General features: G+C 49.0%; 17 protein-coding genes. 8 read left to right on the forward strand and 9 right to left on the reverse strand.

Features of this window, described 5'->3' with window-relative positions; translation table 11 throughout:
• Window positions 1–16: 16 nt before the first annotated feature.
• From BZG81_RS15585 to BZG81_RS15540, 3 genes are all read right to left on the reverse strand, one after another.
• Entirely contained in the window at window positions 17–172 is a 156-nt protein-coding gene (locus BZG81_RS15585; RefSeq protein WP_021022780.1) for a hypothetical protein, read from the reverse strand.
• Window positions 173–240: 68 nt separating this feature from the next.
• Complete coding sequence (gene ydiJ, locus BZG81_RS05150) at window positions 241–3,333, reverse strand: D-2-hydroxyglutarate dehydrogenase YdiJ (protein ID WP_077576537.1); 3,093 nt, start codon at window positions 3,331–3,333, stop codon at window positions 241–243.
• 127 nt (window positions 3,334–3,460) lie between these two features.
• Window positions 3,461–4,942: a bifunctional NUDIX hydrolase/phosphatase PAP2 family protein gene (locus BZG81_RS15540; RefSeq protein WP_158075530.1), complete on the reverse strand. Its 1,482-nt coding sequence runs from the start codon at window positions 4,940–4,942 to the stop codon at window positions 3,461–3,463.
• A 48-nt stretch (window positions 4,943–4,990) separates the two neighbouring features.
• Here BZG81_RS15540 and BZG81_RS05165 point away from each other — a divergent pair, with 48 nt between their 5' ends.
• Window positions 4,991–6,622, forward strand: a complete 1,632-nt coding sequence (locus BZG81_RS05165) for a VRR-NUC domain-containing protein (RefSeq protein WP_077669877.1) — start codon at window positions 4,991–4,993, stop codon at window positions 6,620–6,622.
• A 44-nt stretch (window positions 6,623–6,666) separates the two neighbouring features.
• On the opposite strand, the gene BZG81_RS05170 is transcribed toward BZG81_RS05165, so the two are convergent.
• Both BZG81_RS05170 and BZG81_RS05175 read right to left on the reverse strand, forming a co-directional pair.
• On the reverse strand, window positions 6,667–7,407 hold the full coding sequence (locus tag BZG81_RS05170) for a flagellar brake protein (protein ID WP_077461288.1): 741 nt from the start codon (window positions 7,405–7,407) through the stop codon (window positions 6,667–6,669).
• Window positions 7,408–7,571: 164 nt separating this feature from the next.
• Entirely contained in the window at window positions 7,572–8,858 is a 1,287-nt protein-coding gene (locus tag BZG81_RS05175) for a DUF945 family protein (protein ID WP_077576535.1), read from the reverse strand.
• Between the two features lie 360 nt (window positions 8,859–9,218).
• Here BZG81_RS05175 and BZG81_RS05180 point away from each other — a divergent pair, with 360 nt between their 5' ends.
• The 3 genes from BZG81_RS05180 (at window position 9,219) to BZG81_RS05190 (ending at window position 12,342) form a co-directional block, all read left to right on the forward strand.
• Window positions 9,219–11,162, forward strand: a complete 1,944-nt coding sequence (locus tag BZG81_RS05180) for an ATP-binding protein (protein WP_198533628.1) — start codon at window positions 9,219–9,221, stop codon at window positions 11,160–11,162.
• Window positions 11,159–11,659, forward strand: a complete 501-nt coding sequence (locus BZG81_RS05185) for a response regulator (RefSeq protein ID WP_077676886.1) — start codon at window positions 11,159–11,161, stop codon at window positions 11,657–11,659. Before BZG81_RS05180 ends, BZG81_RS05185 begins: the two co-directional genes overlap by 4 nt.
• Window positions 11,660–11,793: 134 nt before the next feature.
• Window positions 11,794–12,342, forward strand: a complete 549-nt coding sequence (locus BZG81_RS05190) for a hypothetical protein (protein WP_021022772.1) — start codon at window positions 11,794–11,796, stop codon at window positions 12,340–12,342.
• Between the two features lie 87 nt (window positions 12,343–12,429).
• Here the strand turns inward: BZG81_RS05190 and BZG81_RS05195 are convergent, their stop codons facing one another.
• Window positions 12,430–13,281, reverse strand: coding sequence for a universal stress protein (locus BZG81_RS05195; RefSeq protein ID WP_077576532.1), 852 nt, complete (start codon window positions 13,279–13,281; stop codon window positions 12,430–12,432).
• A 370-nt stretch (window positions 13,282–13,651) separates the two neighbouring features.
• Between BZG81_RS05195 and BZG81_RS05200 the strand changes: the two genes are divergently transcribed.
• The 3 genes from BZG81_RS05200 to BZG81_RS05210 are packed head-to-tail and all read left to right on the forward strand — an operon-like array spanning window position 13,652 to window position 15,749.
• On the forward strand, window positions 13,652–14,677 hold the full coding sequence (locus BZG81_RS05200; RefSeq protein ID WP_077676887.1) for a Preprotein translocase subunit SecY: 1,026 nt from the start codon (window positions 13,652–13,654) through the stop codon (window positions 14,675–14,677).
• A 32-nt stretch (window positions 14,678–14,709) separates the two neighbouring features.
• Window positions 14,710–15,432, forward strand: a complete 723-nt coding sequence (locus BZG81_RS05205) for an AzlC family ABC transporter permease (protein ID WP_077461281.1) — start codon at window positions 14,710–14,712, stop codon at window positions 15,430–15,432.
• The gene (locus BZG81_RS05210; protein ID WP_021022769.1) at window positions 15,429–15,749 is read left to right on the forward strand and encodes an AzlD domain-containing protein; all 321 of its coding nucleotides are present in this window, start codon (window positions 15,429–15,431) and stop codon (window positions 15,747–15,749) included. Before BZG81_RS05205 ends, BZG81_RS05210 begins: the two co-directional genes overlap by 4 nt.
• 79 nt (window positions 15,750–15,828) lie before the next feature.
• Here the strand turns inward: BZG81_RS05210 and BZG81_RS05215 are convergent, their stop codons facing one another.
• The 3 genes from BZG81_RS05215 to BZG81_RS05225 form a co-directional block, all read right to left on the reverse strand.
• Window positions 15,829–16,146 (reverse strand): YrhK family protein, encoded by a 318-nt coding sequence (locus BZG81_RS05215; protein ID WP_077676888.1) that lies wholly within the window; start codon window positions 16,144–16,146, stop codon window positions 15,829–15,831.
• 38 nt (window positions 16,147–16,184) lie between these two features.
• A complete protein-coding gene (locus BZG81_RS05220; RefSeq protein ID WP_021022767.1) occupies window positions 16,185–16,418 on the reverse strand; it encodes a DUF3955 domain-containing protein in 234 nt (77 codons plus the stop codon).
• A gap of 157 nt (window positions 16,419–16,575) precedes the next feature.
• Window positions 16,576–18,459, reverse strand: a complete 1,884-nt coding sequence (locus BZG81_RS05225) for a methyl-accepting chemotaxis protein (RefSeq protein WP_077669883.1) — start codon at window positions 18,457–18,459, stop codon at window positions 16,576–16,578.
• A gap of 379 nt (window positions 18,460–18,838) precedes the next feature.
• On the opposite strand from BZG81_RS05225, the gene BZG81_RS05230 reads away from it, so the two are divergent.
• On the forward strand, window positions 18,839–20,383 hold the full coding sequence (locus BZG81_RS05230; RefSeq protein ID WP_077676889.1) for a DUF3369 domain-containing protein: 1,545 nt from the start codon (window positions 18,839–18,841) through the stop codon (window positions 20,381–20,383).

The following is a 20,383-nucleotide window of genomic DNA, read 5'->3' on the forward strand; positions in this document are numbered from 1 at the left end:
GTGATTACGGCCTTGGCTAACGGATAAGCTCCATAACGATGACGCCCAATGCCAGCACGCATGCAATGGCCCCAATGACCCAAGCAATTTTTTTCTGCGTGCTCTCTTCCAAGTATTGCGCAGCGGTAATACCGAGTAAAACTAGCAAGATAATAACAACTGTTTTAAGCATTTGTTTGCCTTAGCTTTTAGCTCTTTATTTTACTGTACGCGAAATAACCACAGGTGCAATCCTTTAATTTATACGTTGCCAGAGCACGCAAGATCAGTGCGCGTATGCGCAAGTCGCAATAATACCTGCAGTGGATGCAACAGCGGTGTCTCACTAAATCGCTTCACTTGGCTACGGCACGAATACCCAGTTGCGACAACCCGCTCTTTGGGTAAGTCAGCCAGTTTAGGTGACCAACTTAAATCATAGATGGCTTCTGAGGTATCGCGCTTATCGGCTTCATGGCCATAGGTACCCGCCATGCCACAGCATCCTACAGAGACGGGTTTAAGCTCTGCGCCAAAATGGGCGAATAAATCAACCCACTGTTGCTCTGCATGAGGTAACTGCGTTTTTTCTGTGCAATGACCAAATAAGTACCAAGGCTCGGACGTATGCTCAGCCTTTGCTGGTAGGCTAGGCACCACATTCGTTAACCACTCATGGCTCAGTAGGACGTTAAAATCACCACGATAACGGCCCAGCGCCTCTTGATATTCATCGCGGTAACACAGCACTAAAGCAGGATCGACACCCACCATCGGAATATTCAGCGCCGCTAGCTGATTTAAAAAGCCAGCGGTATTACGCGCGGTTTGGGCAAAACGTCGTAGAAAACCTTTTACGTGTTGTGCTTTACCGTTGGGCTTAAAGGGAATCAGCATCGGCACTTTTCCCAGTCGACGGACCAACTTGATCAAGTCGTGAATCAGTGGCGCTTCATAAAAACTGGTAAACGGGTCTTGCACGATCAACACATAGTTTTCACGCTCTTGCGTGGACAAGGCTTGTAGCCACTCGAGATCAAATTTGAGGGCATGATCGCCTGCCAATGCCTGGGCCAATGTCGGCACCGATAAAGCGGGTGTATCGGTGTAACCAATGAGTTTGGCTGTTAACCCTTGTGCCCACTGGGGTTGGGTTGCGGCATTGACTAACCTAGGCGCTTTAGCCATTAATGGCAGCAAGCTTTCAATATTTGCGACCAGATGATCTTTAATCGGACGCGGATAACGGCTGTAGTACAACTGCATAAACCGGGAACGAAAGCTGGGAACATCGACTTTAATCGGACACTGACTGGCGCACGCTTTACACGCCAGGCAGCCACTCATCGCTTCCATGACCTCATGGCTAAAGTCATCCGCCTCTTTTTGGCGGGTAAAGTAACGCCCGAATTTCGCCATCATTTCACGGACTGAGGGAGATTGCGTCATGAGTGCTTGCTCGACATCCAACGGATCAACGCCCTGCTCCGCGAGCAAACGTAACCACTCGCGCACAATCCCTGCCCGGCCTTTAGGTGAGTGTCGACGGTCATAACTGACTTTCATCGACGGACACATGGGTGACGACGTATCATAGTTAAAGCACAACCCGTTGCCATTGCATTCCATCGCGCCTTTAAAGCTATCTCTGACCTCAACCGGGATCTGGCGGTCATAAAAACCGCGCTTGGTATCATCGACCTGCACCAAAGCATCGTCGCTGTGAATCGGGGTACAAATTTTTCCAGGATTCATCCGGTTTTGCGGATCAAAGGCCGCTTTTACCCGACGCAATTGCCTGAACAGAGTCTCACCAAAAAAGGCAGGACCGTACTCAGAGCGATAGCCTTTACCATGTTCGCCCCACATCAATCCGCCGTATTTCGCCACCAGTGCTACGACCTGATCAGAAATGGTTTTCATCACCCGCTCTTGTTCGGGATCGCACAAGTCAAGCGCGGGGCGCACATGCAATACCCCTGCATCAACATGGCCAAACATGCCATAGTGCAGATGATGGCTATCGAGTAATGCGCGGAACTCACTGATAAAGTCCGCCAAGTTTTCTGGTGGCACACAGGTGTCTTCGGTGAAGGCAACAGGTTTGGCCTTGCCTTTCGTCGCGCCCAGTAATCCAACCGATTTTTTGCGCATGGCATAGATTTTATTAATCGACGCCAGATCACGGCAGATCTGATAACCAATCACGCCTTTTTGCTGTTTCGCTATCAAGCGATCGAGTTGCTCACACAGGGTCGTAATTTGTGCCTCAATATCATCGGCATCATTGCCAGCAAACTCGACCATATTAATGCCGTGCATGACCTTTCCCGGCACATCCTCCAGCAGATCACTGACGGTATGCCACACAATATCATTACGCGCTAAATCAAGGACTTTAGCATCAATGGTTTCAACTGAAAGCGCCTTAGCTTCTACCATCATGGGCGCATTACGCAACGCTGAATCGAAGCTGTCATATTTAATATTTACCAAGGTGCGTACACTTGGAATGGGCGTAATATTGAGCTTGGCTTCGGCGATGAAGGCTAAAGACCCCTCGGCGCCACAGAGCACACGGCCAATATCGAACTCCGTTACGGTTTGATCGTAAACATGTTTAAGATCATACCCAGTCAAAAATCGGTTGAGTGGCGGAAAGGTGTCAGTGATCAGATCACGATGTTCGCGACATACGGACGACACGGTTTCCAGAGCACGTCCGGCTAAATCACCTCGCGCCATCGCTTGCTTGAGCGGCTCCGGCTTAAGCGGTTGGGTCTCCAACACACTGCCATCAATCAATACAGCTTTTAAGCCCAGCACATGATCCGATGTTTTGCCGTAACGTAACGACCCCTGCCCCGATGCATCGGTATTGATCATCCCACCGATCGTGGCGCGATTACTGGTCGATAAATCCGGCGAGAAAAAGTAGCCATACGGACGCAACACATCATTGAGCTGATCTTTGATCACCCCGGCTTGAACACGCACCCACCCTTGTTCAGGGTTGACCTCTAAAACCTGGTTCATATGACGGGAGATATCCACCACCACATGTTGGGTCAGTGACTGACCATTTGTTCCTGTGCCGCCGCCGCGTGGCGAAAACTTAATGTCACTGAAAGGTGGGGCTTGAACGGTCTCACCAATGATGCGCAGATCATCAACCGACGATGGGAAAAGAACGGCTTGAGGCAGTGCTTGGTACACACTGTTATCCGTCGCTACCGCCAGACGGCTTGCGTAGGTCGATTCGATATCGCCCTGAAAACCCGCGTCTTGCAAAGCGGTAAGAAAATCAACGACGGCGGACGACAAGCCCGCCTGTGGGTGTATTGCCGGTATCATTGCGGTTCCTGTGCGAGTATCACCATGCCTGGTGCAATTTTAGTTATGCGCCTACTTTACCTTAACTCTTGGCACAGCCAAAGCGATCACAGGGTAAATCCTTCGCGAGTCAATCCTTAAACCCTTATCACCATTCCTGCCAACCGAGCCGAGTGCTTGACCATCTCGCAAGCTCTGGGCTCGCAATCAAAACCCAAGGCCCTAAACTCCACGCTGCCATGGATACAACGATCAATACAATCCAACTCATTCCCGTCACCTGCACCACGCCCCAAGCGGCCAGAAGCAGCCCAGCGACCCCCAAGAAAATCCAGGCCAAGGTCAATAGTTTTCCCATCATGCTCGCAGCCGGTTTATGACTGGGGAAAAGCTTGTGCCAGACCTGACCGGTATATATCCCAGCGCTTAATGCGGCTAAGTAGAGCAGATCGGGTAACTTTAATGCTAACGCCAATAATGCTAACAACACACAGACCAATAGCCACAGCCGGCCGGTGGTCAGTAGCGGCCGATCTTTCCCTATGGTCACTGCATCTATTTTCACGGTTATCCAGGCTAGGCTGCTTCCCACTAAGGCGCCAATCACCACATCACTAGCAAAGTGAACGCCCAAATACATGCGGTTGAGCCCCATCAAAATCATCACCGCCAAAGCAAGCACTAACGACCCATATGCCTGTCCATGCGTATCACGACGCTTTAGGTACCAGGCGGTGACAACGGCTGCCGCTAATAAGGTGTGACCGCTTGGCACCGTAAAGCCACTTGCCTTACCGATTTGCAAGTCAGGCCATAGGTAAAACGGTCTTGGCATCGCAAATCCTGTTTTTAACGTGATAGAGACAGTCGCCGCACTGATCAAAAGAAAAAGCAGCGACAGCGCCGATTTATGGCCACGAAAAATAAGAAATAGTGGTACCAAGGCAACGTAAAATGCAATTTCTCCTAAGATGTTGATCAGTCTGAATAAGTATTTAGTCATCGCGCTCGCGACATCGCCCAAGTGCGCGACCACCGTTTGTAGGCCAGAGACGAGGCCATACTGACTTACGTAAAAGGCAGGCGCTAGGGCACTAAAATCCGCTAAAGCAGCGACATCACTGCTAGGCGTTTTTGCCGCCAGAGACCATAGCAACTCACCGCGATCTTTAAATCGATAGCGATAGTCGCCTGCCTGTGCAGGCGGTATTAACAAGGCTTTATCGATTTCAGATCCAAAGTGCAGCGCCTGCCAAACCGGCAACACGCCTGTGCCATTGGCGTTCGAGACAACCGGTAGCGGCGTTTGGCTTTGGCAAGCAAACAATACCCCACGTTTATCTTTGTGAGCGACCTTCCCCACATTGACGCGAAGAGCCGTTTCTTCAAACACTTCACGCGCCAGGGCTCGGGTCGGTGATTCAGCCAAATTCACTCGTCCACCGGGTAAACCATATCGCCCGGTGACTCTATCTTTTATCAACAGTAGTCGCCCAGCAGGATCGGTAATCACACAGGCGACCCCTGCGATCCCTTGCTCCTTTGAAAACGTATCGTCACCTTGTGCTAAGGCATAACTCGACACCCACCAGCTAAATACTGACAATAGTACAGCGATACTCCGTTTCATTCGGCGGCTCCTGAATGCACCTGTCCTGATAAAAGATAAGGAAAAAGAATGACACAGCCAGACCCTCTCAGTCCCTATTATTACCATCATAACTTTCAAAGCTTGATCGGTTTAGTGTCTGAACGTGACTGGGATCTGCTCACAGGCAAAGAACGGGCTTGGCTTACCTGCTTTCAACAGCTTAGCTTCAAAGCTCAATGTTTGCTGGTCCGTTTATTGATGCGCCGCCATGATTACTTCTTAGCCGACAAACTGACCTATCCCGAGCTCGGAGACACCAGGCCACTGCTCCACAACTTGGCCGATAACGGATTTGTCAGCATCACCGATACTGCCCCCGCTGACGTCTTATTTAACCTACTGAGTAAGGCGCAACTGATCGATGCGTTTCCAGCAGTGGCCTTAGCGAAAAGTGCGAGTAAGACAAAGTGGCAAACAGCGATCACTGACACCTATGACGATCCGCTCACCAGTCCCTACGCGCTAGTCGTCTGCCACCAACCAGACCTACTCCCCGTCTTATTGTTATTGTATTTTGGTAATTCACGCCAAGATTTGAGCCAATTTGTCATCGCCGAGCTCGGTATTCAGCAATTTGAATCGTATCCTGTTAGTCAGTCTGAGCGTTTATTTCAACACCGCCAACACATTGATGATTGGCTGCACTTGTCTGCGCTTACCGACACGGTCTGGCAAGCAAAAAAAGCCAAGCGCCCAGCATCGATTCTTGCGCTACAATCACGCCTTCCTCAGCCGTTTGAGTGGCCGCCACTTGAGCGCAAACGGCAACGGTTAGTTAATCGTATTGCACGTGAGTTTGAGCGCCACGATGACTTCCCTTGTGCCACATTGCTTTACCAAACCACCACGCAGCCGCCAAGCCGGGAGCGACAAGCTCGCATGTTGATTAAACAAGGTTATATTGATGACGCATCACGCATCATTGCGGCCATGCTCGATGCGCCTCACGATGAGGAAGAATATGACGTCGCCTGTCGTATCGCCAAACAAAAGCCCCTCCGAGAGCATGCCCGTTTGGTGCCGACAAACTCAGTCAATCCTGCCATTGTGGATAGTGAGACATTGACACTCCCCCTTGCACATCGGGTGGAATGGGACGTTGCGGCGTATTATCGATGCCAAGGCTGGCAAGTATGGTATAGCGAAAACAGTTTGCTGAATGCGCTGTTCGGACTCTTTTTTTGGGACATTCTGTTTTTACCCATCAGTGGCGCCTTTGTGAATCCATTTCAACGTGGCCCGCGCGACCTGTATAGCGACGACTTTGTCACCAAAAGACAGCCCCAAATTCATACGCGCTTAGCGAACATTGATCAAGCACGCGATTGGATAGCACGACACTATCAACAAAAACAGGGGCTCAGTAATGATTGGGTCAACTGGTCTGTGGTTGAATGGCCGCTGCTTGACGCCGCCTTACACGCCCTCAGCGACACGCAGCTCAGCGCGTGTTTTAAGCGTATTTTGTTCGATCGACGCCATAATCGACGCGGTCACCCCGATTTGTTTATGTGTCGAGGCGATGCTTATCAATGGGTGGAAGTGAAAGGCCCAGGAGATGTGTTGCAGCCTCATCAAAGCCGCTGGCTTCAGTTTTTTCACCAGAATGGCATTTGTACCAAAGTGGTCTATGTCACTTCAGCTACGTCAAACAGCTAGTCAGGTCTAATCGTCAATAGAAACGATCAATGTATGTGACGTTGTCACTTAGCGTCTTCAGTATGAGGATTAAAGATGTAGTGCGAGCCATCGTAAACAAGTCGTTTAATCAAGGCTTCACAGTGTTTAAGGCCACCGCGGTCAAACGATACGCCGTAGCGTTGCATTCCCCATTTTTGCTGACGGTTTTCCACTTGCCCGCTTAATACAAAGCAATCGTCGCTATCGGGCGCTTGGATTTGTATCGCGATTTGATGGTGCTTTTCAAAAACGGGCGCTATAGCATCAAAACTAAACCCACAGCCACCTGCAGAAATATCGGTAAGATTGACCAACAAACGACGACTACCTAGAGGAACTTCACCTTTCACATTTAATTCATAACGATTATCTTTGCGCTGTTGAATCAATTTGGCTTGCTGTGGTAACTCAACCACCACCAAATTAACGGGCGCTTTGAGTACGGTGGAAATTTTGGATGCAAACCGTACTTTCGCGCCTTCACCCTCATCAGAAACGGCATCCACGGCGAGGCGATAACCTTCAATAAAAAATTGATTAACCTGATTGAGGTTTTCCGTGGGCAGAGAAAAGAACAACCGTTTTTCGCCATCAAAACCGATAAAGGTACAGTCAGAGCGATATGTTTGCCCCACCGGGGTTTTAATTTGTACCTGGGTGGTCGTTCCGTGTTTCATGAATGCCACGGCTCGCAGACCAATGACGGTGTCTTCTCTTACGGTTCTATATTTTTTGGCCTTAAGCTGAGGCAAAGACTGCATCATTCTAAATTCTTGCGGTTAAGAGAACAAAGGTAACGGCAAATTCAATCCCCGTTACCACTTAGAAGCCATGACGCGCACGTAATGAGCTATTGGCACGTCCAGCTGTTGACACGTCAAGCTGTCAACACATCAAGCTATTGCACGTTAACGATAACAGCCGTTGGCTACAGCAGGTACATAACAAACTGCATTAAAGGTACTGTATTGCCGCTCGATCCAACCACTTGATTACCTTCAATCCGGGCGGTAAGCGTGGTTGTTTTTTCCGACTGCGTGACGAACCCCGCACTGGATAAGTTACTGACTTTTTCTCGCCATGGCGACCGTGAAAGCAACACGTTTGGTACCGCCACATCTAGATTGCCAGACAACTGACTCACCAGCTGATTCAGGCCAAACTCACCCGTGGCGTCGCCACCGCTTAGCTCAAGGCGCATATCAACGCTAACGTCCCCTTCTGGAAGCGTCAGGCTTGCCGGCGACAAATTAACCGATAACCCCGACTGCAACAAATCCACAACGGCTTGTTCCATCGCAGACGCACTTCCCGGCGCCTGGCCCTCTTGCCACTGTGACGATAGCAATGCGATCTGAGACATAGCCGTATAATCAAGGTGGTTAGCATCTAACGCTACCACCAAGTTGCGCCAACGGGTTTGATCTGGCAACGTTATCTCACCAACGGTGAGTTGATTGGTATTATTCAGCGACCGCGCTGACGCCGATTCAACCAGCTCATTGCCAATTTCAAGCTCAACCTGAGCAAGCTGGACCGATTGACCATTGCCGTTATCTAGCTGCGCTTGCTCAATCGAGAGCGACTGATTACCAATCCATAATCCCTCTTGCAGATAACCTTGGCCGCTCCCTGTGATGGTATCAACTTTCAACTGCTGGCCATTATCATCATTAAAGGCGAGAGCAGGCAGTGAGAAGGTTGCTTTACCGCGTCCTTTGCGGTCAATCTCGCCTTTAACACTCAGTTCACTTGCGGTTAGATTACTGTTTGACTCCGAAAGCGAGAAAGGCGCCACCGTCAGATGATAGTCAGAGGCGCCGGTCAGCAGCGTATCAAGGTCTAAGCGAACCGGTGTCGGATTACCTGGCCATACCTTTTGAGTAATTTGTTGTAGCTCTGGGGTCATTACCAAGGTATTGCTCGACGAGACCCCCAATACACCGTGAGATATCTCTGATGTGATCTCGTAGGCAACCGGCAACCCTGACTGCTCCAATAACACTTTACTCTCGCCCTTAAACTGGACACGCGTAACCGCTTGTGAGCTTAAGTAGCCTCGCTCATAGCTCTGTTCCTCGAGCGTAAAATCTGCGGTTGTGCGTTGATCCACTTCACGCTCATACATTGAATGTGCAATTTGACCCGTTGCAAATGGCCAACACGCAACCACCGCAAGGCCGCCGGCAATGGCGCCATACTTTCCTAAAAACATGTCTTTTTTGCTCCAAGGACACGAAAACCATTAGTGTAACCAAAAATGGACGCTGACGATAATATACTAATAGATTGGGATACAGGTTTAAGTCAGTCAGCAAGCATCATTTGTCTATCCATCGAATAGGTCACGATAAACACACGCATCATGCCGACGTTCATATTGTAGTCGCTGATTTAGCCAGCTGACTGCCGATGTATTAAGCGCCATACAGGATCACGATGGGCGCGCGCATTCAAGTTGCGAGGTTTAGCAGGATATGTTCATGAATGTCGACTATTTCGCATCATTGAAGCGAATAAATGCCTATAATCAAAGCGAATTCGCGACAAATCGGCAGAGTGTATGAACCCTTATGTGATATTGTGCATTGACCAAGACCCTCTCGCGGTGGAAAAGCTCTCTCACGACCTCGCGCCGTTTCGCGATGTCTTTGATCTATGCAGTACTGACACCCCTGATGATGCCTATGCGTTGTTACATGATTTGAAAGCGAACGAGCAACAGGTGGCGTTATTGATTTGTCATAACGCGCCTGGGAACAATGATGGCATTGATTTATTAGTCAACGTTGACAACCATGCCGCCAGTAAAGGGGCGCGTACTATTTTGCTCAGCGAAGCGCCGCAGTACGATGTCATTTTGCAGGCAGTCAATGAGGGTCGGTTAAATTATTGCATGCACAAGCCGTGGCGAGCAGATGAATTACAGCGGGTTGCAGAGAAAGAACTCACAACCTATGTCTTGCGGCATTGCCAACACGATTTATTGCGTTATAGCGAAGTGCTGGATCATCGCACCTTACTGGATGCGCAAGTCGAACGTGAGATAAACCAATTTCAGTCACAATTGCTCGCGCCAGCCGAAAGCAATAAAGCAGACATTGCCGACCGAGTGATTGCTGGCCTTTATGCCTTTTTTGACGGCAATGACGAAAGCCGTGCCTGCCGAACCTACAGCGCCAACCATGTACTCACGAAAGAAAACCAAGATAACGCATTTTTATGGTTTATTGCCGAAGGCGACGTTGGGCTCTATAAAACCGACGATAAAGGGCAAGTGCACCATGTCTCTACCCTCTCTGCCGGCAGTTTGATTGGTAGCATGTCGTTTGTCACTGGCGAGGTCTCTTTCTCGACTGGGCGCACACTCACTCGCACCCGAGTGATCAAAATCGACCATACGCTATTTAGCAAAATAATGACCAGCCGCTCAGAGCTGTTACCCCTGTTTATTCAATACCTACTATTGCATTTTAACCAACGCTTAAAGCGCAGCATTGATACCGAAATCCAGCTACAGCAAACACTCGCTTCGCTGGATGAGGCCAATCGCCAGTTGTTAGAAAAAGAAAAAATGGCGCTCCTGGGCCAGCTGGTCGCCGGTGTCGCACATGAACTCAATAACCCTGTTTCCGCGATTTTACGTAATAGCGACGCACTTGCCGACGCTTTAGAGCACGTCGCAAAAACGCCCCTTGATGCTGCCAGCCGCGAACAAGCCCTTACCCTTTTGCAAAACAACCGCGACAGCACCCCGCTATCAACCGCCACCGCGCGAACACATACACGTACGTTAAGTGAATTGACCGGGAGTAAACGCACAGCACGAGACCTGGTGAATATTGGCCTGTATCAACAAGATACGGTGACCAACTGGCAACAACGTTTGGGATCACATTTTGACACTGAATTGGCGACTTGGAAGCAATACGCCCGTTGTGGTCGCCTATTACGCTCTAATCATGTATGTGCAGGTCGGATCGCCGATCTCGTCAAAAGCTTACGCACCTATGCGCGCCAAGACAGTGAGCAGCGCCAGCGTACTCATATTATTGAAAGCATTGATGACACCCTGACATTATTCGAGCACCGACTCAAACCACACCAACTAGAAAAGTACTATGACTGGGTGCCTGACATTATCACTCAGCCATCAGCTTTGGCACAGGTTTGGACCAACCTTATTGCCAACGCACTGGATGCGATGCCAGAGCCGGGCACACTTACCGTGACAGTTAAAACCCTTAACGACCAAGCATCTGGCATGATTCAAGTATCGGTGACGGATACGGGGATAGGAATGACGCAAGAACAGCAAGAAAAAATGTTCGCGTTGAACTACACCACCAAGCGCGAGGGGCATTTTGGTTTGGGTATTGGCCTGACCATGTGTCAAACCATTGTTCATCAGCAAGGGGGCGATATTCAGGTCCGCTCCCAACTCGGGAACGGCACCACGATGACAGTCACCTTGCCCATAGCACTCCCCGCCTCTGCTAATAAGGAGCCTCAAGCATGAGCCAATATTTAATTTTATGTGTGGATGATGAACGCGATGTACTCGATAGCGTGATAGACGATTTGCAAGGTTTTACCGATCACTTTGAGGTCGAAGCCGCCGAGTCCGTTTCCGAGGCACGCGATGTGATTCGCGATATGGCCACGGAAGGAACACAACTGGCACTTATCTTGTGTGATCACATTATGCCAGGTGAATTAGGCGTCGATTTTCTCATTGAGCTGGCTAATCAGCCTCAAACCGCTTCGGCACGCAAGGTCTTACTCACGGGTCAAGCAGGGCTGGAAGATACAGTATCAGCGGTGAATCATGCCAGTTTGCACTATTATCTCGCAAAACCGTGGCAGAAAGACACCTTAGTGAGCGTGGTGACCGATCAGTTAACCAGCTATGTAGTTGCTCACGAACCCAATTTGTTCCCTTGGGCTAGCGTACTCGATACCCCGCGTGTCGTGGAGGCGATTAACCGCAACAAATGGAATATGGACGGCGAATAGCCCCAATTTATTGCCATAACCGCGCATTGGGTCAGAAATGCGTAAAAAAGCCTAAATGACGGGCGGATGTGCTTGTTTCAGCGCGCAATCGTCTTATAGAATGACTTCAACACCAATAACAAGTGGAATTGATAATGCGTAAATCTCTTTTAGCTAGCGCGATTGTCGCGTTGGCTTCTTTCAGCGCCGTGGCCAATGAAGAAGACGCCAACCTCACCACCATGAGTAATTTTAGTTACGATTACTTGGAAGGACGTGTCGGTGTTAGCCCCCTCACCTATGGTGCAGGATTTAGCATGTCTATTCACCCTAATGCGCACATTCGTGTTGAAGCAGATACCGAGTTTGATTCGGATTGGGATACCGCTGCAGGGATTGGTTTTCATGCACCGATCAATAACTGGGCAGACTTAACCGGTGAATTGCTTGCGCGCGGCGTCAACAAAGAGAACTTCAATAGCGATGTGGGTTTAGAAATCAATCTTGGTATTCGCCAATGGTTGGGGCCACAAGTTGAAGTGGGCGGTGAAATCGGCCTACTCACCGTGGATGATGAAGAAGATACATTTGGCTCTGCTTACGGTCGATTCCACGCAACCGAACTGTTCTCGTTAGGCGCGGCATACCGGGTTAACGAGTGGTATGGCGATCAGTTTATGTTTACGACACGCTTTAAGTACTGATAGCGATACAGCCAAGATCAAAAAAACCCGCTTTGATGCGGGTTTTTATTTTTCTGTCAGTGACGAAGGCTCGCTTCTGCCCAGCCCTCAGCGAATCAATAACATGGGTACCGTCGATTCAATCAGCAGCTTGGTGGTGTTACTTCCGACAAAGAACTGACGTAGTTTTGAATGCCCGTACGCCCCCATCACAATCATATCCACTTGATTTGACGCTTGATAATCTAAGATTGCTCGGTGTACTTCACCCGTGAGTTGCGCTTGCACAACATTGACGCCTGCCGCTTGCAATCGCTCAGCCGCCCGTTTAAAAGCAGCCAATTTCTCTTGCGAATCTTCTACCATCACTAAGTGACAAGTCATTCCCGCTAATAATGGGGTGACGAGCGCCTTCTCCACCAGCTTTTCGCTGATGTCACTGCCGTCAAATGCGAGCAAATAACTGTCAGGTGTCGAGAACTCACCATTAGCAATCAGCGTGTGTGCCTTAATTGAACGCACGACACTTTCAAGTTGTGAACCGATGGCTCTAGCATCACTTTGATGCACTTCACCAGATTTTCCCAGCACCAAGACACGCGTTTGCGCTTCCAGCTCAAGCAAGGTTTCAACCAGGTTGCCATGACGTTGCAAGGTGCTAACATCATTCAACCCCTTCGCTTTGGCGTCGTCTGCCAGCTCAGAAAGTAGCACTTTCCCATGCTTCATTTCGAGCTTAGCGCGCTGACCATCTAGCTCAACCAATTCTTGTAATAGTTGCTCTCGACTGCCTGCAGCTAAGTTACCGGATAGTTCAGGCTCCGGCTGGCGAGACGATTTATCCAGCACATGGAGTAGTGTTAAGGGTACAGACAGACGGCTTGCCGCCCAAATGCTCAACGCTGCCACTGGCTTTGAATAATGCGGGCCATCGACGCATGCTAGGATCCGTTGCTCCAAACCTTCTCTCCTCTTTGTTGAATATCGCTGCCCATTCACTCAATCATTTGCTGACAACGATCAACCTTTTATCATATTTGCTACTATGCCATTGATAGTGACAGACACACGCGTCTCGTAAAGCGTAAATCGGTAAAAAATTGATCCCGCCACTTTTATACTTAGATATCCGGTATCCTGACAGTAACAGGGCAAATCACACCTTGGTTCACCAAACTGACGATGTCTTTTTCTCACTGACGATGCCTTTTAACGCAGGTTGGTGAGGAATCAGGCGTTCATTCGAATTTTCACACCTGACTAACACACAAACGCCACGATCTGCGCTAGGCTTTGCGACTTCTTCATTTCGTCAGGATAAAAAGACAGCATGAATCCAGTTGCCGGGCCTTTCCCTCGAGATACCTATCGTTTCCCAAAGGGCCGCTTTTCGATAGTGAGTGTTTACAGCTTTACCAGTGCCGCGATTGTGGCCTCAACGATTTTCTCGCTCCTTTTATTTCTCTCGCTTGATGACAACCCGTTAATGCAGTGGTTGTTTGGCGCGCTTGCTGTCATTTTTGAAGCAGGTAAGTTTTATGCTTGGTATGAGTTTGGCGAACGTCGTGCCCACGGTAACTATACTGGCGCCGCCTCGGCACTCGGTTTTTATCTCATTTTGGCTCTAATCTCGATTGGCGGTAGCATCGGCGGCATTAACAGTGCCACGAATGCAGCACAGAGTGAGCAGCAACAAGGCCAAGCCAAGGTCGCGGCTTATGACCGCCAAATTGAAGCAATTGAGCAGCAAATTGCACTGAATAACGAGGCCGCTGAACGGTATATTGAACTAGATAGAATTGCGACAGGTGTAGCACGGCTACAACGGGAAAACACCCAGTTGCGCAAAGAACAACAACAACTGGCATTAACGCGTGACAGTTTACCGGCGGTGGCTCAAGGCTCTGTTTTAGGACTCATCAGTAATCTCGCCAATACCTTAGGGGTGAGCACTGATCAGGCCCAATCTTGGCTGGTGATATTTCTTTCAGTATTATTAGATTTATTCGCGGCTTTTTTTGTTGGCGTCATCGGTGAGGAACAACGCTTTCGCCACTGGTACCATCACCCACACAGCGGTCCTTTAAACGCGACTGCACCTGCAACATCGAGCGAGACCCAGACGGCCTCAGACCAAGCAACCTCCTTGCCTGAAACGCCTAATGATGAGACGCTTGAGTTCCCTTATACCGATATAAAAACCGCACTTGCTGCCAAAACGATACGCTGTAGTAAAAAAGCGGTAAGCACTGAGTATGCGCTAAGCCAAGACACTGTCGATGCGCTTTTTACTCAATTGCAAAAAGAGGGGCTCGTCGCCAAAAAACCTAACCATCATTATCATTGGGTCGGTTAGACTAGACGAAAAACACAACAAGAAGGTGACCTATGCATAACGCTGCACAAGAGCTGCATGCTCCCAAAGCATCGCTATGGCGAGCATTAGGCGATGTTAGTCCGCTTTGCCTCGCCGTTCTCCCGTGGGGAATTTTATGTGGTTCATTAGGGCTGCAAATGGGCTTTAGTGCCTTGCAAACACAGGCGATGTCATTACTCGTTTTCGCGGGTGCAGTGCAGTTGTCCGGCACCATGATGGTTGGCAGTGCGGCTGGCCTACCCGCCGTGTTGGGCTCTACTTTGGTGATCAGCGCACGCCACCTGTTATATGGCGCACACTTTCGTCAGTACATTACCCCTTTGCCTCTCAAGTGGCGCCTCGGCCTTGGCTTCTTATTGACTGACGAAATGTATGCACTTTCAACCGCACATACTCGCAAGCACGATAGGTTTTCTAAACATTATGCCCTTTATACCGGCGCGGCGTTTTACATCGGTTGGAATCTTGCCACCTTAGCGGGCATTTTGGCGGGGTCACAACTTAAAGCATTGGAGGCCATTGGGCTCGACTTTGCCATTGCGGCAACATTCATCGCGCTCACGGTACCCAGTATAAAAACACGGCCCGTTTTACTGTGCGCCTTAGCGAGCGGTTTAAGCATGTTGCTACTTACCTATTACCAGATCCCTCATGCGCTGATTATGGCAACCGGAATTGGCATGGCGTCGGGGTTGCTCGCTGAATCGCTACCCGCTAGGAGGATGACATCATGAACTATTGGTTAATGATCGTCGCCATGGCGTTGATCACCTTCTCCGTGCGCTACCTTCTGCTTGCACGCAGTGTGCCTGTGCGCATCGGTCCTCGATTGCAACGGCTGCTTACCTACTCAGCACCGGCGGTATTGACCGCGCTGTGGGTGCCGATTGTCTTCTTTCCCGAAGATAAACTGGCTATCTCTACTACCAACCCTTATTTGCTAGGCGCGATGGTTGCCATTGGCTTAGCGTGCACCCGTTTATCAACGTTATTAGTCGTCGGGATATCGATTGGCTTCTTTGTTGCCCTTCAGCTACAGGTGTTCGGCTAACGCATAGAAAAACAAAAGGCGGGAGCATTTACCCGCCTTTTTTATCATCTTCAATATATCTGTGATTCACATATGAACATCAGTTATTTTGAACACGTTGCTTTTGAACACATTGCTTTTGAACACCTTGCTTTTGAACACGTTGCTGCACGCGTGAGACGTGCACCAATCCTGTTAATTTGATACTCGGCTTGAGCAGAAGCTGCGCACTCCCGACGATAAAGAGCCAGGTGCCGCTTTCTATCAATGCATCATTGAGAAAAAAGAAGCTTCCAATCAAAAACCAGATCGCAATCAACAGGTCGTTAAATGCACCAAAGGCTTCATAACGACGCTGAATCGCAAAATGCTTATTACCAATATCAATATCCAGCTCTCGGCCATTACGCTGTATCATTTGCTTCCTCTGGACCTTGGTATTAATAATCGATGGCATTAACAGTCAATGTGTTGGCGTTTAATCCCCAGCATCGTCTGCACCATATTCAAGAAGAAGGTGACAGCACTCATGCCTAAAAACAACCATGCAAGAGGAATGAAGGCGAATAGCTCTTGTATCGAACTGTTTGCAGCTATTTGTGGTGTGGAAAGGTTGAAAGCGAGCAGGCAACCGATGCCGAGTAGAAAGAAGATAAAAGATGTACGAAAATGTCGCAGTAGGGTTAACATAAAACCTTTTTTAATTGCTTCAGTACCCTTTGTGACTGACTACTGTCTCAGAAGTTCCCTGTTTTTTGCATTTTTTTCAAAAAAAAGCGTTCACCATGTTGGTACCAAGGTGAACGCTGGCCTACGTGATTAGCTTAACACCAATAAACCATCGAACCTACAGCTTGTAGGTCGAGACTTTGTCGTTCAGTTTGGTGGCTTGATGACGCAGATTATCCGCCTCTTGTGAGGTATCGTTAGCGCTGTGTACTAAGTGCTCAGACACATCCTTGATTGAGGTAATATTCTGTGTGATTTCACTCGTGACATGAGTCTGCTCTTCCGCTGCCGTGGCAATTTGCGTCGCCATATCACTTATCTGATTTACCGCCGCATCAATTTCACTCAGCGCCGCAGTAGCTTTATCAACATCAGCAACCGAATCGCCCGCCAGGGATGAACTGCTTTCCATGGTCGACACAGCGCTAGCAGTTGTGGTTTGCAAGGTCTCGATCGTTGATTTAATTTCTTCTGTGGAGGCGTGTGTACGTTGCGATAAGATACGAACTTCGTCGGCTACCACCGCAAAACCGCGACCTTGTTCACCCGCACGTGCCGCCTCGATCGCCGCATTCAATGCCAACAGATTGGTTTGCTCGGCAATACCTTGAATGGTCGATAATACGGTTGAAATCTCTTGCGAGTGTTTGTCCAACTCGGCAACGATGGTGCTCGCCTGCTTGAGTTCATCCGATAAGCGTGTGATCGATGTTTTGGTATTTTCAACCACCGCACGCCCGTTATCGGTACTCTCCGTCGACGCTTGCGCTGTACTGGCCGTGTGCTCCGCGTGAGAAGCAATCTCTTGCGTGGCGGAGGCCAGTTCAGTAACCGCCGTGGCTACCATAGTGACTTCTTGTTGCTGTTGATTAATATCATCTACGTTACGGTGAGCGCGTTCCGTACTGCTATCTGATTGCGAGGTCAACTGCTGCGCTTGTTCACGAATATGGCTGATGAGCTGATGCATACTGCCAACGAAAGTGTTGAAGTTTTTTGCCAACTGCCCCACTTCATCGTCGCTTTCTACCTCAATCCGTTGCGTAAGATCACCGCTACCATGAGCAATTTGTTCCAACGCGTTGGAAACATTGGTTAACGGCCTAAACAGTATATTAACCAGTAAGTTAAATAACAGCGTACATGCAATAACAACCGCAATAGTGACCGCAATTTGTCCCCACACTGCATCAAACAGTGGTGCCACTAAGGAGTCGTAATTAATGACGGTCACCGTGATCAAGTCGGTATCTTTGATCGCTTTTGCGTAAACGACACTTTCAGCGCCGCCTACCTCAGCGGTGACACTCCCACCGGAATTCATCGCCGATTTTATCGTATTAAACGATAACCCTAGTTCACTGATGGATTGATTAAGCAGATCGGTGTTCGCATGAGTAAAGATATTGCCATCCTGGTTGGCAATAAACATATAACCACTACCAGGCAAAATAACTTTCTCCAAGCCCTCGATGATATCGCCAATCTCTACATCTGCGCCCAACACCAAGGTTTGCCCATTAAACTGCAATGCTTTACCCAATGAGACAACATTCGCCCCCGTTGCTGCAGCTACCGTTGGATTATCCATAAACACATTAGACGGCGAAGCCTTGGCATTGGTGTACCAGCCCCATTTTCTAGGGTCGTCATTACCCGGCGGCAACACCACCCCATTGGCATTATCTTGGCTACCGTCCGGATACGCGAGAAAGACATTATCAAATCCGCCCGAATCGCGAACCTGTTTGAGGTGAGTAACCATGTTGTCTGGATCCGCTTCGCGGGTCAGTGATGTCATGGCTCGCTCTTTGGATGCCACCCAATCCGACACATACTGATTATACGACGCTGTTGTACTCTCTAGTCGTTGCGCCACTTCTGTATCGAGTCGCGACAAAGAGGCTCTAAAAGAAAGCGCCTCGACCAGAAAGCCACCGATAATAATGGCAAGCCCGGCAGAGACCGCCAGCTTGTGCTTGAGGGAAAGTTTTTTAAACATAACTGCCTTGTTAGTCCGTCATAATGTGTTAATAATAATTTCAGTAAAACAGTGTTCCTGACGCCCGGCAAAATGGGCGCCAAACAACTGATAGGTCCATCACAACATTTTTGTGAAAGGGTTACTCAGTCTGTTGTTAACTGGCTATAAAACAGACCACATACTGCAACAAACCTAAGCTTACGGTCACTGTTATTGTATCGCACTCACAGCTTAACAGGCATGGTAGCGGGTTGCCTGCGCCAGATCAGATAAATGTAACAAGCTAAAGAGTTGAATATTACGTTCAACATCCAAATCCTCATTCTCACCTCGCAACTTTTAATGACCTACACTAGGCTTTAACTAATTGAGATAAACGCTAATAGGGGCGAATTGAATGGACTTGTTTGCAGATCAACGTGACGGCGCAGCGCCCAAGTCTACTGACACAAATACAGCGTCGGCGGCAACGCCATGGCGTATACTACTGATTGATGACGATGATCTGATGCATGAAGTGACACGGCTAGCGCTGACAGGGTTCACTTTTCAAGGACGCCCGCTAGAGCTGCTTTCTGCCTTATCAGGTCAGGAAGCAAAAGAGATTTTACAGCGAGAGCAGGACATTGCCTTAGCGCTTGTCGATGTGGTGATGGAAACCGAACACGCTGGACTTGACCTGGTGCGCTATATCCGTGACGAGATGAACGATCATGTTATTCGGCTAGTGCTACGCACAGGTCAAGCAGGTCAGGCGCCAGAAGATAGCGTGATTCGTGACTATGACATTGATGACTACAAAGAAAAAACCGAGCTGACGACACAAAAGTTGAAAACCTTACTCTACTCGATGCTCCGCTCGTACCGCGATCTATGTACGATAGAAGAACAAAAGCAAGGCCTTAAGCGCGTGATTGAGGCATCAGCCAATGTACAGAACACCACTAATCTTCAACATTACGCCACTGCGGTGTTAGAACAGCTTACCTCTCTGCTTTATATTCACGATTCTGCCTTTTATTGCGTGGTACAACCACGCCCTGGCGCCGAAGAAACAAGAGCGTTAACCCTAGCCGCGACCGGTGAATATGTGGACTGCTATACCGAGTGCGCGTTTGAAAAACTGCCTCCTATTGTATCAGCGCGATGCAAACAAGCCCTCGAAACTCGGACGAGTATTCAGTTTGATGATGGGTTTGTTCTATTCCATCGTGATGATGAGGATGTCGAATTTCTGTTGTACGTCAACCACGCGAAAACTCTTTCGGAATTAGATCAGCATTTACTCAAAATATATATGCAGAACATTGGTTTAACCTTTGAGAACCTCAGCCTCATGGTGGATCTTCGCGAAACCTCCAAAGAGCTGGTGTACAACCTTGCCAATGCCGTTGAAGCGCGGAGTAAAGAAACCGGCGCTCATGTACAACGTGTGTCTTTATTTTGTGAAAAACTGGGCGAGCTGTATGGGCTGGATGAACAAAAAACGATGCTGATGAAACATAGCTCACCGCTGCATGATGTGGGTAAAGTCGCCATTCCTGACGCGATTTTACATAAACCCGGTAAGCTCAATGCAGAGGAGTGGGACATCATGAAAAAACACGTTGAATATGGCGTAGAAATACTGAGCCATTCAAAGCGGCGATTAATCTTAGAAGCCAAGGAAATAGCAGCCACACATCATGAAAAGTGGGACGGCAGTGGCTATCCTAACCAGCTAGCCGCAGAGGCAATCCCGATTAGCGGGCGCATTTCAGCTTTGGCCGATGTATTTGATGCGCTAGGGTCTAAACGGTCTTACAAAGAAGCGTGGACAGATGACGATATCCGTCATGAGTTATTCGCGCAACGCGGCAAACATTTTGAACCCAAGCTCGTCGATTTACTCCTTGAGCATTGGGATGACTTCGTTGCCATTAGGGAAGCGTACCCAGATTGA

This window comes from Salinivibrio sp. MA607, assembly GCF_001996245.1.
GTDB classification, from domain to species: domain Bacteria; phylum Pseudomonadota; class Gammaproteobacteria; order Enterobacterales; family Vibrionaceae; genus Salinivibrio; species Salinivibrio costicola.

What these genes read in the sequence shown, in the direction of transcription:
- BZG81_RS05200 (WP_077676887.1), top strand. Translation starts at nt 13,652, where the DNA reads ATGAATCCAGTTGCCGGGCCTTTCCCTCGAGATACCTATCGTTTCCCA.
- BZG81_RS05225 (WP_077669883.1), bottom strand. Translation starts at nt 18,459, where the DNA reads ATGTTTAAAAAACTTTCCCTCAAGCACAAGCTGGCGGTCTCTGCCGGG.
- BZG81_RS05175 (WP_077576535.1), bottom strand. Translation starts at nt 8,858, where the DNA reads ATGTTTTTAGGAAAGTATGGCGCCATTGCCGGCGGCCTTGCGGTGGTT.
- BZG81_RS05230 (WP_077676889.1), top strand. Translation starts at nt 18,839, where the DNA reads ATGGACTTGTTTGCAGATCAACGTGACGGCGCAGCGCCCAAGTCTACT.
- BZG81_RS05190 (WP_021022772.1), top strand. Translation starts at nt 11,794, where the DNA reads ATGCGTAAATCTCTTTTAGCTAGCGCGATTGTCGCGTTGGCTTCTTTC.
- BZG81_RS05205 (WP_077461281.1), top strand. Translation starts at nt 14,710, where the DNA reads ATGCATAACGCTGCACAAGAGCTGCATGCTCCCAAAGCATCGCTATGG.
- BZG81_RS15540 (WP_158075530.1), bottom strand. Translation starts at nt 4,942, where the DNA reads ATGAAACGGAGTATCGCTGTACTATTGTCAGTATTTAGCTGGTGGGTG.
- BZG81_RS05210 (WP_021022769.1), top strand. Translation starts at nt 15,429, where the DNA reads ATGAACTATTGGTTAATGATCGTCGCCATGGCGTTGATCACCTTCTCC.
- BZG81_RS05220 (WP_021022767.1), bottom strand. Translation starts at nt 16,418, where the DNA reads ATGTTAACCCTACTGCGACATTTTCGTACATCTTTTATCTTCTTTCTA.
- ydiJ (WP_077576537.1), bottom strand. Translation starts at nt 3,333, where the DNA reads ATGATACCGGCAATACACCCACAGGCGGGCTTGTCGTCCGCCGTCGTT.
- BZG81_RS05185 (WP_077676886.1), top strand. Translation starts at nt 11,159, where the DNA reads ATGAGCCAATATTTAATTTTATGTGTGGATGATGAACGCGATGTACTC.
- BZG81_RS05165 (WP_077669877.1), top strand. Translation starts at nt 4,991, where the DNA reads ATGACACAGCCAGACCCTCTCAGTCCCTATTATTACCATCATAACTTT.
- BZG81_RS05170 (WP_077461288.1), bottom strand. Translation starts at nt 7,407, where the DNA reads ATGATGCAGTCTTTGCCTCAGCTTAAGGCCAAAAAATATAGAACCGTA.
- BZG81_RS15585 (WP_021022780.1), bottom strand. Translation starts at nt 172, where the DNA reads ATGCTTAAAACAGTTGTTATTATCTTGCTAGTTTTACTCGGTATTACC.
- BZG81_RS05215 (WP_077676888.1), bottom strand. Translation starts at nt 16,146, where the DNA reads ATGATACAGCGTAATGGCCGAGAGCTGGATATTGATATTGGTAATAAG.